The 14,069-nt window shown below is 73.0% G+C and carries 11 protein-coding genes; 8 read left to right on the top strand and 3 right to left on the bottom strand.

All coding sequences use genetic code 11. The features are described from left to right. Positions 1-82: 82 nt before the first annotated feature. On the bottom strand, positions 83-970 hold the full coding sequence (locus tag AB0C36_RS14325; RefSeq protein WP_358353544.1) for a DUF2705 family protein: 888 nt from the start codon (positions 968-970) through the stop codon (positions 83-85). Beyond that, positions 967-3,789, bottom strand: a complete 2,823-nt coding sequence (locus AB0C36_RS14320; RefSeq protein WP_358353542.1) for an alpha/beta fold hydrolase — start codon at positions 3,787-3,789, stop codon at positions 967-969. The genes AB0C36_RS14325 and AB0C36_RS14320 overlap by 4 nt, the downstream gene beginning before the upstream one ends. Positions 3,790-3,904: 115 nt before the next feature. On the opposite strand from AB0C36_RS14320, the gene AB0C36_RS14315 reads away from it, so the two are divergent. The 4 genes from AB0C36_RS14315 to AB0C36_RS14300 all read left to right on the top strand — a co-directional run bounded on the left by AB0C36_RS14315 (position 3,905) and on the right by AB0C36_RS14300 (position 8,628). Continuing rightward, positions 3,905-4,768, top strand: coding sequence for a (Fe-S)-binding protein (locus tag AB0C36_RS14315; protein WP_358353540.1), 864 nt, complete (start codon positions 3,905-3,907; stop codon positions 4,766-4,768). Next, on the top strand, positions 4,765-6,303 hold the full coding sequence (locus AB0C36_RS14310; RefSeq protein WP_358353538.1) for a LutB/LldF family L-lactate oxidation iron-sulfur protein: 1,539 nt from the start codon (positions 4,765-4,767) through the stop codon (positions 6,301-6,303). Before AB0C36_RS14315 ends, AB0C36_RS14310 begins: the two co-directional genes overlap by 4 nt. Then, complete coding sequence (locus tag AB0C36_RS14305) at positions 6,300-7,088, top strand: LutC/YkgG family protein (protein ID WP_358353536.1); 789 nt, start codon at positions 6,300-6,302, stop codon at positions 7,086-7,088. Before AB0C36_RS14310 ends, AB0C36_RS14305 begins: the two co-directional genes overlap by 4 nt. Positions 7,089-7,203: 115 nt before the next feature. Beyond that, the gene (locus AB0C36_RS14300; protein ID WP_358353534.1) at positions 7,204-8,628 is read left to right on the top strand and encodes a class II fumarate hydratase; all 1,425 of its coding nucleotides are present in this window, start codon (positions 7,204-7,206) and stop codon (positions 8,626-8,628) included. A gap of 28 nt (positions 8,629-8,656) precedes the next feature. Here the strand turns inward: AB0C36_RS14300 and AB0C36_RS14295 are convergent, their stop codons facing one another. Next, on the bottom strand, positions 8,657-9,268 hold the full coding sequence (locus AB0C36_RS14295) for a hypothetical protein (protein ID WP_358353532.1): 612 nt from the start codon (positions 9,266-9,268) through the stop codon (positions 8,657-8,659). 295 nt (positions 9,269-9,563) lie between these two features. Between AB0C36_RS14295 and AB0C36_RS14290 the strand changes: the two genes are divergently transcribed. Genes AB0C36_RS14290 through AB0C36_RS14275 form a run of 4 tightly spaced genes read left to right on the top strand, consistent with a single transcriptional unit; the run spans position 9,564 to position 14,016 of the window. Further along, entirely contained in the window at positions 9,564-11,165 is a 1,602-nt protein-coding gene (locus tag AB0C36_RS14290; protein WP_358353530.1) for an efflux RND transporter periplasmic adaptor subunit, read from the top strand. After that, on the top strand, positions 11,162-11,905 hold the full coding sequence (locus AB0C36_RS14285) for an ABC transporter ATP-binding protein (protein ID WP_358353528.1): 744 nt from the start codon (positions 11,162-11,164) through the stop codon (positions 11,903-11,905). Before AB0C36_RS14290 ends, AB0C36_RS14285 begins: the two co-directional genes overlap by 4 nt. After that, positions 11,902-13,119: an ABC transporter permease gene (locus tag AB0C36_RS14280; protein WP_358353526.1), complete on the top strand. Its 1,218-nt coding sequence runs from the start codon at positions 11,902-11,904 to the stop codon at positions 13,117-13,119. The genes AB0C36_RS14285 and AB0C36_RS14280 overlap by 4 nt, the downstream gene beginning before the upstream one ends. Positions 13,120-13,176: 57 nt before the next feature. After that, complete coding sequence (locus AB0C36_RS14275) at positions 13,177-14,016, top strand: hypothetical protein (protein WP_358353524.1); 840 nt, start codon at positions 13,177-13,179, stop codon at positions 14,014-14,016. Positions 14,017-14,069 lie beyond the last annotated feature (53 nt).

Genomic DNA, 14,069 nt, shown 5'->3' with positions numbered 1-14,069 from the left:
GCGGAGGAAACCTACCTGCTGGTAGGCAAGATCTGAACAGGTCCGAACCAGGCGAAATCCCGACCGGCAAATCCCGGGAATCCTAGGAAACGATGTCTTTGCGCTCGAAATGGCGGAAAGCCAGCGCAATGAAGACCAGGGCATAGCCGACCGAAACCGCCGACCCCTTGATCATGCCCTCCCACTCCATGTCCGCCTGGAGGGCATCGACCCACGCGAACTGCCAGTGTGTGGGCAGGATTTCGCGCCACGCGCCGAGTGCGGTCACTGCGTCCACAATGTTCGAGACGACCACCAGGCCGACCGCGCCGCCCACCGCGCCCAACGGAGCGTCGGTCACCGTCGACAGCCAGAACGCGACAGCGGCGACGACGAGTTGCGACACCATGCCGTACGCGACGACCACCGCCATGCGCCGCATCGCCTCGCCGCCGGACAACGAACCGCCGATCGGGATCTCCAGCGGCCCCCACCCGAACGCCACCACACCGGCCAGCAATGCCATGGCCGGCAGCAGCAACAGCGCGAGCCCGCTGTACGCCAGCGACACCGCGAGCTTCACCCGCAGCAGCCGCGCCCTCGGCACCGGTGCCGCGAGCAGATAGCGCAGCGACGACCAACTCGCCTCACTGGCAACGGTGTCGCCGCAGAACAGCGCCACCGCGACCACCAGCAGGAAGCCCGTCGACACGAACAGCGCGAACGCCGTCAGATTGAGCGCGCTGCGCGTCGCCACGTCGACCAGCGTCGGCACGGTGTCCCGCTCCGGATCACCGCCCACCTTGAACGCGATGACCAGGATCCAGGGCAGCAGCGCGAGCAGGCCGAGCATCACCAGCGTGCGCCGCCGCCGCAACTGCCGCAGCGCCTCGACCCGGAACGGCAGGGTGTGCCGCGGCCGGTAGCCGTGCGCCCGGGACGGCGCGGCGTCCTCGGTCCCCCGGGGAACCGGCGTGGTCTCGGCGGTCACTGCTGTTCTCCGATCAGCGTGAGGAACGCGTCCTCCAGGCGGCGTTTCGCGGTCACCCGGTCCACCGCGACCCCGGCGCCCACCAGTTCGGCGACGACCGCCGACGGCTCGGCGCCCGCGAGGTGCACGAGCACGCCCTCGCCCTCCGGCACCGCGGAGGCCACCCCGGACATCCCCGAGAGCACCTCGACCGCGCGGTCCGGTACGGGCGTCCCGACCGCGAGCGTGTTCCCGTCCCCGGTGATCTCCTCCACCGGGCCCGACGCGACGAGCCGACCACGGTGCATCACGACCACGTGCGTGCAGGTCTGCTCGACCTCGGCGAGCAGATGGCTGGAGACCACGACCGTGCGGCCGTTCGCGGCGTACCTGATCAGCACGTCGCGCATCGCGCGGATCTGCGGCGGGTCGAGCCCGTTGGTCGGCTCGTCGAGCACCAGCAGGTCCGGCAGGCCGAGCATGGCCTGCGCGATGGCGAGACGCTGCCGCATGCCCTGCGAGTACGTGCGGACCTTGCGGTCCAGCGCCTCCCCCAGCCCCGCGATCTCGAGAGCCTCCTCGAAGTGCGCGTCCTGCGCCGGGCGTCCGGTCGCCTTCCAGTACAGCGACAGGTTGTCGCGGCCGGACAGGTGCGGCAGGAAACCGGGCCCCTCGACGAACGACCCGAGCCGGGACAGCACCGGCGCCCCCGGCGTCACGATGTGCCCGAAGATGCGGATCTCGCCGTCGTCCGGGTGGATCAGCCCCATGAGCATGCGCAGCGCCGTGGTCTTCCCCGCGCCGTTCGGCCCGAGCAGGCCCAGCACCTGGCCGCGCTCGACGGTGCAGGAGAGGCCGTCGACGGCGAGCTTGCCGCCCTTGTAACGCTTCGTCAGGCCCTGGATCCGCAGCGGCACTTCGGCGAGCGCGGCGATCGGGGCACGTTCCTTGAGACGGCGCTTCCCGGTCACCACCAGCACCACGGCGAGTGCCGCGGCGATGGCCGGCAGGCCCCACGTCCACCACGGGTAGCCCGGCGGCGGGAGCTTGATGCCCGGCACCGAGGGAACGGTCAGCGGGCCGACGACGGCGATCCGGTACGCGGCGGGCTCGGCCGGCGTCGCGTACCCCAGGTCGGTGGTGGTGAGCACCAGCCGCAGCCGGTGCCCGGCGTCGATCTCGCGGTCGACCTCCGGCAGCCGGATCTCCACCTCGCGCCCGTCCGCCGCCCCGACGACCCGCACCGGCGCCGCGAGTTGGTACGGCAGCACCGCGCCGCCGCCCGGGTCCACGTCGTAGAGCTTGGCGAACAGCACGATGTCGGCCGCTCCCGAAACCCGCACGCGCACCGTCGACCCGCCGGTGATCCGCAGCGTACGGTCCAGCGGCTGGGTCATGAAGAACGCGCTCTGCCCCGGCATGTCGAGCGAGAGCTGCCCCAGCGCCGAGGCGTCACCCGACTGGCCCAACGCACCGAGGAGTCCGAGACCGGGCAGCGTCGACATCGACGGCGGCGATCCGCCGGGCGGGTTGACGACGGTCTGCTCCGGCCCCGCCAGCGGCAGCGCCAGGTGGGTGCTGCCGTCCGTACCGGGATAGCGCGGGCCCTCGGCGACCCGGATGACCTGCTCGCGCGTCGAGGTGTCGACGCCGCCCAGCCGGGTGACCGAGAACGGCCCCGCCGGCACCGGCGCTCCCCCGCCGCCCTGCCGCCGCGCCTCGGTGGCCCGCGCGCCCTCGTCGGAGGCGAGCCACTTGTCGAACCACGCGACCGTCTTGTCCCGGACCAGCACGCTCTGCTGCGGACCGCCGTCGTGGCCGCCCGCCGTCCACACGACCTCCACCGGGAACCCGTTGGCCGACACCGCGCGGGCGGTCCGGTCGGCCTCGGCGAGCGGGAAGAGCGAGTCGTTCTGGCCCTGGATCAGCAGAGCGGGCACCCGAAGCCGGTCCGCGACGCTCGCCGGACTGGCCCGCCGCAGCAGTTCCACGGCCCGGTCGCTGGGGCGTCCGGTGCGCGCGACCTCCTCGTACACCGCGCACACCTCGGCGGTGAAGCGCCCGCACACCGACTCCGCGGCGTCGGCCGGGTCGGCGGGGGCGCCGGGCGGCTGTCCCCCGGGCGCGCCCGGCCCGTCGGTGCCCAGCCCGCCGGCCGCGGACGCCCCCGAGGAGAAGAAGACCCCGGCCCACATCTTCTTGAAGACGCCGGTGGCGGGCCCCGTGCCGGCGGCGTTCGGGAGCAGCGACTCGCCCAGGTCGTTCCAGGTCCACTGCGGCGCGACGGCGTCCACGCGCGGGTCGTACGCCGCGAGCAGCAGCGCCAGCGCTCCCCCGTACGACACGCCCGCCGCACCGACCCGCGGGTCACCCGGTCGGTCGAGCAGCACCTCGGGACGTCCCGCCAGCCAGTCGACCAGCGCCCGCGCGTCCGCCACCTCGTAGTCCGGCTGGTCGAGCGCGATACGGCCGCCGGACGCCCCGAAGCCCCGCGCGGACCACGTCATGACCACGTACCCGCGCCGCGCCAGGCCCTCGGCCTCGGCGCGCACGGTGGACTTGTTGCCGCCGAACCCGTGGCCGAGCAGCACGGCGGGCGCGGGTGCACCCGTATCGGGGTAGTACACGGTCGTGTCCAGGCCTATGCGGTCCGGCGACCCGGGGCCCGCGGCGACCTCGACCCGTTGCTGGCCGCTGCGCACGGGCGCGGCCCCGCCGCCGCCCGACGTCGTCACGATCGCCGCGAGCGCCAGGACGACGAGCACCAGCCCTACGGCGGTCAGGACCCGGGCCCGCCGGGTCGCGGGCATGCGGCGGGTGAGCGCCGTCCTCCACGTCATGGCCAGACCCTACGGCGTGGAACGGTGTCGAACGGGCATCCGGTCACGATGACCGGGCGGCGATGACCGGGCGAGGCGCCGCGACCGCCCTTAGAGTCGATCAAGGAGGTGACTCGTGCGGATCGCCCTTTTCATCACCTGCGTCAACGACACGGCCTTTCCGGAGACCGGGAAGTCCGTTGTGCGGCTGCTGCGCCGGCTCGGCCACGAGGTGGAGTTCCCGTACGCCCAAACGTGTTGCGGCCAGATGCACTTCAACTCCGGCTACCGGCGCGACGCCCGGGCGCTCGCCCGCTCGTTCGCCGAGACGTTCGAGCCGTACGACGCGGTGGTCACCCCGTCGGGCTCGTGCGCCGCGATGGTGCGCGACTACCACCCCGTGCTCGCGGAGGGCGCCCGAGGCAAGGGCGCCGAGGCGTTCCGTACGCGGGTGGCCGCGGTCGCCCCGCGCGTGTACGAGTTCACCGAGTTCCTGGTCGACGTGCTCGGCGTCGAGGACGTCGGCGCGTACTTCCCGCACAGCGTCACCTACCACCCGACCTGCCACTCGGCGCGCATGATCGGCGTCGGTGACCGGCCGCTCCGGCTGCTGCGCAAGGTCCGCGGACTGCGGCTGGCCGAACTGCCGCGCTCCGACGAATGCTGCGGTTTCGGCGGCACGTTCGCGCTGAAGAACGCCGAGACGTCCACGGCCATGGGCCGCGACAAGGTGACCGCGGTCATGGAGACCGGGGCGCAGGTCCTGTGCGCGGGCGACAACTCGTGCCTCATGCACATCGGCGGGGTGATGTCGCGTCAGCACACCGGTGTGAAGGTGATGCACCTCGCGGACATCCTCGCGTCGACCGGTCCGCACCCGGACCTGGAGGCGTTCCCCTCGGGCGACTTGGCGTACCCGACGCTGCCGTCCCTCGACCCGGTGCATCCGACCACGGGCCTCTTCGAGGCCGACGCACCCGCGGAAGGTGCCCCGCGATGACGACGGTACGCCCCGAGCCGACCTTCCTCGGCATGCCGCCCTTCCCCGAGGCCGCGCACGCCGCCCTCGCGAACCCCCAACTGCGTGCCAACATGCGCAATGCCACGCACACCATCCGAGCGCGGCGTGCCGCGGTGGTCGACGAGGTCCCCGACTGGGAGAAGCTGCGTCTGGCGGGCGCCGCGATCAAGGACGACGTGCTGGCCCATCTCCCGCGCTACCTGGAGCAGTTGGAGGCGGCCGTCACCGCCGCGGGCGGCACCGTGCACTGGGCCCGCGACGCCGCGGAGGCGAACGCGATCGTCGTGGACATCGCCCGCGGCCACGGCACCGACGAGGTCGTGAAGATCAAGTCGATGGCGACCCAGGAGATCGGCCTCAACAACGCCCTCGCCGCCGCCGGGATCCACGCGTGGGAGACCGATCTCGCCGAGCTGATCGTGCAGTTGGGCCATGACCTGCCGTCGCACATCCTGGTCCCGGCGATCCACCGCAACCGCCGCGAGATCCGCGACATCTTCCGCGACGAGATGGGGAACGCGGGGCGGCCGGCTCCGGAGAACCTGTCCGACCGCCCGGCGGATCTCGCCGAGGCCTCGCGGCGGCATCTGCGCGAGAAGTTCCTGCGGGCGAAGGTCGCGGTCAGCGGGGCCAACTTCGCGGTGGCCGAGACGGGCACGGTGTGCGTGGTCGAGTCGGAGGGCAACGGCCGCATGTGCCTGACGCTGCCCGACGTACTGGTGACGGTGATGGGCATCGAGAAGCTGCTGCCGACGTGGCAGGACATGGAGGTGTTCCTCCAGTTGCTGCCGCGTTCGTCGACCGGCGAGCGCATGAACCCGTACACGTCGATGTGGACCGGCGTCACCGAGGGCGACGGGCCGCGCGTGTTCCACCTGATCCTGCTCGACAACGGGCGCACCGACGTCCTGGCCGACCCGGAGGGGCGGCAGGCGCTGCGCTGCATCCGCTGCTCGGCGTGCCTCAACGTGTGCCCGGTCTACGAGCGGGTGGGCGGGCACGCGTACGGCTCGGTCTACCCCGGCCCGATCGGCGCGATCCTCACCCCGCAGTTGCGCGGGATCAACCAGCACGAGGTGGACGAGCAGACCGCGTCGCTGCCGTACGCCTCGACGCTGTGCGGCGCGTGCTTCGAGGCGTGCCCGGTACGCATCGACATCCCGGCGATCCTGACACGCCAGCGGGCGCAGCTGACCGACCTGGGACGCGGCCCCGCGCAGCGCGGCGAGACGGCCGCGATGAAGGCCGCGGAGTGGGCCTTCGGGCAGCCTTGGCGGCTCGGACTGGCCCAGCACGCGGCGTCGTTCAGCAGGCACTTCATCGGCCGGAAAGGGCACATCGGCAAGGTGCCCCGGCTGCTGGCCGGACCGCTGGCCGGCTGGACGGCGAGCCGCGACGCCCCCGCCGCGCCGCCCGAGTCGTTCCGTTCGTGGTTCAAGCGCACGGACGGCGGCCTGACCGAGGGCGACCCGGCCTCGGCCGGCCCGCCCGAAGCTTTGCTGGAGGAGCAATGACGGCGCCGACCGATCCCGCGCGGCCGGACCCCGCGGCGGACGATCCCGCGACGCTCCTGTCGCACACCGCATTGCAGCACGTGGACCTCACCGACCCGCCCGGACTGCCGCACACCGACCTGGCGCACCCGGGGCTGCCGCACACCTACCCCGGGCTGCCGTCCGAGGCCAAGGCCGAGATCCTGGCGCGGATCCGCGGATCGTTGTCGGGCGACGGGCGGCCGCCGCGGGCCGTGGTGGACCGCACGTACCGCCGTACGCGCGACGAAGGCACCGACCTCATCGGGCTGTTCGCCGAGCGCGCCGGCGACTACCGGGCGCACGTGGTGCGCGCGAACGCCCGCACGCTGGTCGACACGGCGGTGTCGCTGCTGACCGAGGCGGGGGTGGCACGGCTCGTGGTGCCGCCCGGCAAGCGGCTGGGCTGGCTCGCCGCGACCGGGGTGGAACTGGTCTATGACGACCCGCCGCTGACGACCGATCAGCTCGACGCGGAGGCGGGTGTGGCCACCGGGTGCGCGCTCGCGATCGCCGAGACCGGCACGATCGTCCTGGACGCCGGGCCGGACCAGGGCCGACGCGTACTGACGCTGCTGCCCGACTACCACCTGTGCGTGGTGCGCGCGGACCAGATCGTCGGCACCGTGCCCGAGGCGATCGCCCGGCTCGACCCGCACCGCCCGCAGACCTGGATCAGCGGCCCGTCGGCGACCAGCGACATCGAACTGAACCGCGTCGAGGGCGTGCACGGTCCGCGCACACTGCACATCCTGCTCCTGTCCTGACCGGCCCGGGCAGCGACAGCCCGGCAGCGGCAGCGGCAGCGGCAGCGGCAGCCGGGAACAGCCTGGTCCCGTCGGGAGTTGCCGCGGGTAGGGACCGCACTTGGGAGGCACGACGATGAGCAAGGGCCAGGGCGCCGACCAGGGCGAGGGGCCGGGCGACGGCTTCCGCGTCGAGCACGACTCGATGGGCGAGGTACGCGTACCCGCGCACGCCAAGTGGCGGGCCCAGACGCAGCGGGCGGTCGAGAACTTCCCGATCTCCGGCGGCACCCTCGAACACGCGCACGTCGCGGCCCTCGCGCGCATCAAGTCGGCGGCCGCCCGGGTGAACGCGGAACTCGGCGTACTCGACAAGGACATCGCGGCGGCGATCGAGGAGGCCGCCGCCGAGGTCGTCGCCGGGCGCTGGGACGACCAGTTCCCGGTCGACGTGTTCCAGACGGGCTCGGGCACGTCCTCGAACATGAACATGAACGAGGTGCTGGCCACGCTCGCCGCCGAACGCCTCGGCCGCGACGTGCACCCCAACGACCACGTGAACGCGTCGCAGTCGTCGAACGACGTCTTCCCGTCGTCCATCCACGTGGCGGCGACCGCGGCGGTGACGCACGACCTGGTCCCCGCGCTGGTGCACCTGTCGAGCGCGCTGGGCCGCAAGGCCGCCGAGTTCGCCGACGTGGTGAAGTCCGGCCGCACGCACCTGATGGACGCCACCCCGGTCACGCTGGGCCAGGAGTTCGGCGGGTACGCGGCGCAGGTGCGCTACGGCGTCGAGCGCCTGGAGTCGACCCTGCCGCGCGTCGCCGAACTCCCGCTCGGCGGAACGGCCGTGGGCACCGGCATCAACACCCCGCGCGGTTTCTCCGCCCGGGTGATCCAGGCGCTCGCGTCGGACACGAGCCTGCCGTTCACCGAGGCCCGGGACCACTTCGAGGCGCAGGGGGCGCGCGACGCGCTGGTCGAACTGTCCGGCCAGCTGCGGACCATCGCGGTCGGACTCAACAAGATCGCGAACGACCTGCGCTGGATGGGCTCGGGGCCGCGTACCGGACTCGCCGAGATCAGCCTGCCGGACCTGCAGCCCGGCAGCTCGATCATGCCCGGCAAGGTCAACCCCGTGGTCCCGGAGGCGGTCGGCCAGGTCGTCGCGCAGGTGATCGGCAACGACGCCGCGGTGGCGTTCGGCGGCGCCGCGGGCAACTTCGAGCTCAACGTCATGCTGCCGGTCATCGGCCGCAACGTGCTGGAGTCCATCCGTCTGATCGCGTCGGTCTCGCGGGTGCTTGCGGACCGCACGGTGGACGGCATCACCGCCGACGTCGAGCGCCTGCGCGAGTACGCGGAGAGTTCGCCGTCGGTGGTGACGCCGCTCAACAAGTACCTCGGGTACGAGGAGGCGGCCCGGATCGCCAAGCAGTCGCTGGCCGAGCGGAAGACGATCCGGCAGGTCGTCGTCGAGCGCGGGCACGTGAAGGCCGGGCGGCTCACCGAGGCGCAGCTCGACGAGGCGCTGGACGTGCTGCGCATGACGCGGCCGTAGGGCTGCTCCGCGGGACCACGGCGGGCCCTCATCCGCCCGTCGGCAGCAGCGCCTCACACACCGTCAGTGCCGCGGCGACCTCCGGCTTCGTACGGTCGAGGGCGGTGGCTCCCCCGGCCGGGACCTCCACGTTGTGGTCCTTCATGCAGCCGGTGAAGGCCTGTGCGGCCGAGACGGACGCCTCCGCGGCGGCGCTCGGGGCCGCGGCGCCCGGCGTACCGCCCGCGTTCGGTGCGTCGGACGAACCGGGTTCGCCTGGACCGCCGTTGCCCGGGCCGCCTTCGCCCGGTGCGCGGCTCGGGCGCAGTGCGGCGCATGCCTGCTCGGCCTTCTGCCATGCGGGATCGGTGGCACGCGGGTTGGCGCGGTCGCCGGGTGCTCCCGAAGGACGCCCGGACGGCCTGTCGGTCGGCCTGCCGCTCGGTCCGTCGGTCGGTCGCGCGGTGGGGAAACCGGAGCGCGGCGAGTCGCTGCCGTGCCCGCCCTGGGGGCCTCCGGAGGGCAGCTCGACGCCGTTGGCCGCGAGGCAGTCGCGGTACGCGTCGGACCCGGTTCCGCTGCCGTCCGACGCGCCGACCACGACTTCGGGAGCCGCCTTGCCGGACGTACCGCCGCCTCCGCACGCGGTCAGCACGGTCATCGCCGCCACTGTGCACAGGACTGCCGCCGACATACGTGTGCGGTGGGCGTGCCGGAGCATCACGGGAATCCTTCCGGGGCGTGGACAATTGCGTCCCACCCAATCGCGCGTGCATGGCGGCAAACCCGCAACTGCCTGGTGATCCGCTGGGAACCGTGGACGCCGCGCGCTCGGAGAACGCCGGTGACGGGGTGATTCGTGCCGGTTCGACGGAGGCGCCGCACGCCGACGCTCCCAGGAAACCCCCAGGTATCTCCCAGCCGCCCGACACCCGAACGGTCCAGGCTCTCCGGCCATGAAGGTTGTGCGACGACCCAAGACCGTGATGGTCAACGCGGCCCTGGTGGTGGCCCTGGCGGCGGGCGCCGGAGTCGCCTACGCCCAGTTCGACGACAACGGAGGGAGTTCCTCGAACTCCGCGCGAACGCAGACGACGAAGGTGGCCAAGGGCACCGTGATGGCCACGGTCTCGGCGTCCGGATCGCTGAGTTCGCCCTCGGACACGGGTGTCTCGTTCACCTCCACCGGCACGGTGACCAAGGTGGACGTCAAGGTGGGCGACAAGGTCACCGCGGGACAGGTCCTGGCCGAGATCGATCCCACGGCGGCCCAGGAGGACGTCACCGAGGCCGAACTCGCCCTCGACGTCGCCGAGCAGAACCTCGACAAGGCGAAGAAGGGCACGACCGTCACGCTGAACCCCGGCGGCAACGCGGGCGCCGGGAACGCGGGTACCGGCGGCAGCGGTACGGGCGGCTCCGGTACCTCCGGCAACTCCGGTGCGGGCAACGCCAATTCCAGCGGATCGACAACGACGGGCGGCTCGGGAGGAACGGGATCCGGCGGCTCGGGCACCTCCGGCGGCTCGGGCACCGCGGCGACGACCGGCGCCCCATCGGCGTCCGCTCCCTCGCCGACCGCCACCGCCACGGCTTCCCCCACGTCCACGGTCCAGGCGAAAGCCCTGACCGCCGTCGCCGCGACGCCGACGCCGAGCACGACCACCACGGTCGATGCCGCGCAGGTCGCCCAGGCGCAGGCCGCCCTCGTCCAGGCGCAGAATAAACTGGCCGATACACAAAGGGCGTTGGCCGGCTGCGTCCTCAAGGCACCGACGGACGGCATCGTGGCTTCCGTCGCCGGCAAGGTCGGCGACACCGCCTCGGCGGGCGGCTCGTCCGGCTCGTCGGGTTCGTCGGGCGGGTCGGCCGCCGCGGGCGGTACGTCCGGCGGCGGGGCCGGGACCACGACGTCGACCGGCTCGGCCGCGAGCGGGTTCGTCGTACTCGCCAACCCGACCGGCATGCAGATCAAGGTGTCGTTCCCCGAGGCCGACGCCGCCAAGGTCAAGGCCGGCCAACCCGCGACCGTCGCCATGAACGTCGACACCGCGGTCAAGCGGAACGCCAAGGTGCTGAGCGTCAACCCGCTGCCGGACAGCGGGTCTTCGTCCGGCTCCGTGAAGTACAGCGCCGTCGTCGCGCTCGAAGGCGACGTCAGCACGCTGAAGACCGGGCAGACCGCCAACGTCCAGGTGGTCGTGGCGCAGGCCGACAACGCCCTCAACGTCCCCTCCGCCGCGGTGACCGGCACCGGCACGACGGCTTCGGTCGCGGTGGTGGCCGCGGGATCGCAGCAACGCCGCACTGTCTCCGTCGGCGTGGTCGGGGACCAGACCACGCAGATTCTCTCCGGCCTCGCCGAGGGCGAGGAGGTCGTCGTGGCGACGGTGACCCCCGGCACCGGGTCGAGCGGCGGCAACACCCGTAGCACCGGCGGCGCGGCGGGTGGCCAGGTCGGCGGCGGAGTCGGCGGCACCGGCGGTGCGGGCGGCGCCCCGGGCATGCCCGGGGGCATCGTGCCCGGCGGCGCGGTGCCCGGCGGAGCGGGCCGATGAGCGCCCCGGCACCGGTCATCGACATCCGGCAGGTCGCCAAGGTGTACGGGCGGGGCGACGCCGCCGTACACGCCCTGCGCGGCGTCGACCTCGCCGTGGACCAGGGCGACTTCGTGGCGGTGATGGGGAGTTCGGGTTCGGGCAAGTCCACCCTGATGAACATCCTCGGCTGCCTGGACACGCCGAGCGGCGGCCGCTACCTGCTCGACGGGACGGACGTGGGCGGCCTGGACGAACACCAGCTGTCCCTGGTGCGCAACCGCCGGATCGGCTTCGTCTTCCAGTCGTTCAACCTGATCCCGCGCACCACCGCACTCGCGAACGTCGAACTCCCGCTCGCCTACGCGGGCGTCCGGGCGCGCGAGCGCCGCCGCCGTGCGCTCGCCGCGCTGGCCCTGGTCGGTCTGGGCGAGCGTACCCACCACCGGCCGAACGAACTGTCCGGCGGTCAGCAGCAGCGGGTGGCCGTCGCGCGTGCGCTCGTCACCGCTCCCGCGCTGCTGCTGGCGGACGAGCCGACCGGGAACCTCGACAGCCGCAGCACCGAGGAAGTCCTCGACATCATCGCCCGGCTCAACGCGACCGGCCGGACGATCGTGCTCATCACACACGAGGACGAGGTCGCGGAACGCGCCAAGCGGGTCGTCCGGCTGGTCGACGGGCTGGTCGCGGAGGACCGCCGCCAGGACGGCGCCCGCCGTGGCACGCGGCGGGCGGCGTTCCGGGCGGTGGGCGCGTGAACCCGTGGGAGATCGGGCGGTTCGCGTTCCTGGGACTGCTCGCCAACAAGGTGCGCACCGGGCTGACCATGCTCGGCGTGCTCATCGGCGTCGGCGCGGTGATCCTGCTCGTCGCGGTCGGCAACGGCTCGTCCAAATCGGTGCAGGCGTCGATCGAGAGCCTGGGCACGAACCTGATCACCGTGAGCCACACCGCCGGAGGCGGCCGCTTCGGCGCGGCCGGGCGCGGCAGCGAGCTCAAGGACCTCACGCTGGACGACGCCAGGGCGCTGGTGGACCCCGTACGGGCTCCGCATGTGAAGTCCGCGGCGCCGGTGCAGAACACGACGGGGTCGGTGGTGTACGCCGGGCAGACGACCACGGTCAACTCCGTCGTGGGCACCACGCCCGACTGGTTCGCCACGACGAACCACGAGGTGGCCCGCGGGACCGCGCTCACCGCCGCGGACGTCGACAACTCCCGCAAGGTCGTGGTCCTCGGCGGCACCACCGTCGAGAACGTGTTCGGCCCGGAGGACCCGGTCGGCAAGGACGTGCTGCTCTCCGGCATCCCGTTCCGGGTGGTCGGCGTGCTCGCCACCAAGGGCGGGGCCGGCCAGGACACCGACGACACGATCGTGCTGCCGGTCAGCACGTTGCGGGCGAGCCTGGCCGGCTACGGATCGCTCAGCCAGATCACCGTGCAGGCCACCTCGTCCGGGGCCACCGACGAGGCCGAGGCGGAGATCACCGCGATCCTGGACGCCCGCCACAAGATCACCAGTTCGGCACAGACCGACTACCGCATCGTGAACCAGGCGTCGCTGCTGAGCGCCAACGACGAGACGAACCGCACCTTCACGGTGCTGCTGGGGGCCGTCGCGGCGATCTCGCTGCTGGTCGGCGGCATCGGCATCACGAACATCATGCTCGTGACCGTCGCCGAGCGGACGCGCGAGATCGGCATCCGCAAGGCCATCGGCGCCCCGCGCGGCGCGATCCTCGGGCAGTTCCTCGCCGAGTCGACCCTCCTGTCCGTCCTCGGCGGCGCGCTCGGCGTGGCCGCGGGGCTGTTCTCGGCACGGTTCACGGTCGTCGGCATCGAGCCGGCCGTCGTGCCGTCGTCGGTCTTCGCGGCGTTCGGGGTGTCGGTGGCTCTGGGGCTCTTCTTCGGCGGTTACCCCGCGGCGCGGGCCGCGTCCCTGCGCCCGATCGAGGCGCTCCGGCACGAGTGAGTCGCCTGCGTCCGGTCCGGGCGCGGGCGGCCGGCAACTGAGGAGGTTCGAACCGGCATGGACAGCACACACGAAGCATCGGCCCGCGTCGCGCGGGGCAGGCACGGGGTCGCCGACGGTGGTGGCGACGACGCCATCCAGAGCGGCATCCAGAGCGGCATCGAGAACGACATCCAGAACGGCATCCAGGACGGTGTCGGGGGCGGCCATAACGGCGTGTCCGCGGACGACACCCGCGAGATCCCCGCGGTCCGTACCGACGCCGAGGCCGTGCTCGCGGAACCGCTCGGGGCGCGTTCGGTCGACGACGAACTCACCGCGCCGCCGCGGGCCAGGCTGCCGGTGCTGTCGCTGGCGTTGGCCGGTGCGCTGCTGCTGACGGCCGGGTTCGCGGCCGGGGTCAAGGTCCAGCAAGAGCGGGACGACGACGGGGGCAGTGCCGCGGCACCGGGCGGACGTACCGGCGCCGCGGGTGCGGGCGCGGCCGCCGGGGGCGCGGCAGGCGGACGCCAAGGGCAAGGGCAGCAAGGCCAGACCGGGCAGCAGGCTCAGCAGGGCCAGCAGGCACCGGGCGGACAGCAGGCCCCCGGGGCGCAACAGGGGCAGGCCGGACAGCAGGGCGCCGCCGGGGCCGGCACAGCCGTTGGCACCGTCAAGCTGGTCGACGGCGAATTCATCTACCTCTCAGATTCGTCCGGCAAGGTCGTCAAGGTGAAGACCGATCAGACGACCGCCATCACGGTCAGCGAGCAGGGTGCCCCCGCCGACCTGCACCCGGGTGACGCCGTCGTGGTCCGCGGCACGACCGGCGACGACGGGCTCCTGTCCGCCACCACGGTCGTCGAGGGGTCCGGGACCGCGGGCGCTCCGGGCGCCGGGGCGATCGGACGGGGCTGACGGTGGTGCCCGCAACGCGCGCGGGTCCGTCCGCGGGCACACCCGCAGGTGCC

The organism is Streptodolium elevatio, from assembly GCF_040649515.1.
Lineage (GTDB): Bacteria > Actinomycetota > Actinomycetes > Streptomycetales > Streptomycetaceae > Yinghuangia > Yinghuangia elevatio.
The sequence above is the reverse complement of the archived record's forward strand: the minus strand, read 5'-3'. Positions and strand labels throughout refer to the sequence as shown.

Bases quoted from the DNA above. Each gene is read 5' to 3' on its own strand.
- AB0C36_RS14320 (WP_358353542.1), bottom strand. From the start codon at position 3,789: ATGACGTGGAGGACGGCGCTCACCCGCCGCATGCCCGCGACCCGGCGG.
- AB0C36_RS14310 (WP_358353538.1), top strand. From the start codon at position 4,765: ATGACGACGGTACGCCCCGAGCCGACCTTCCTCGGCATGCCGCCCTTC.
- AB0C36_RS14305 (WP_358353536.1), top strand. From the start codon at position 6,300: ATGACGGCGCCGACCGATCCCGCGCGGCCGGACCCCGCGGCGGACGAT.
- AB0C36_RS14300 (WP_358353534.1), top strand. From the start codon at position 7,204: ATGAGCAAGGGCCAGGGCGCCGACCAGGGCGAGGGGCCGGGCGACGGC.
- AB0C36_RS14295 (WP_358353532.1), bottom strand. From the start codon at position 9,268: ATGACCGTGCTGACCGCGTGCGGAGGCGGCGGTACGTCCGGCAAGGCG.
- AB0C36_RS14290 (WP_358353530.1), top strand. From the start codon at position 9,564: ATGAAGGTTGTGCGACGACCCAAGACCGTGATGGTCAACGCGGCCCTG.
- AB0C36_RS14285 (WP_358353528.1), top strand. From the start codon at position 11,162: ATGAGCGCCCCGGCACCGGTCATCGACATCCGGCAGGTCGCCAAGGTG.
- AB0C36_RS14275 (WP_358353524.1), top strand. From the start codon at position 13,177: ATGGACAGCACACACGAAGCATCGGCCCGCGTCGCGCGGGGCAGGCAC.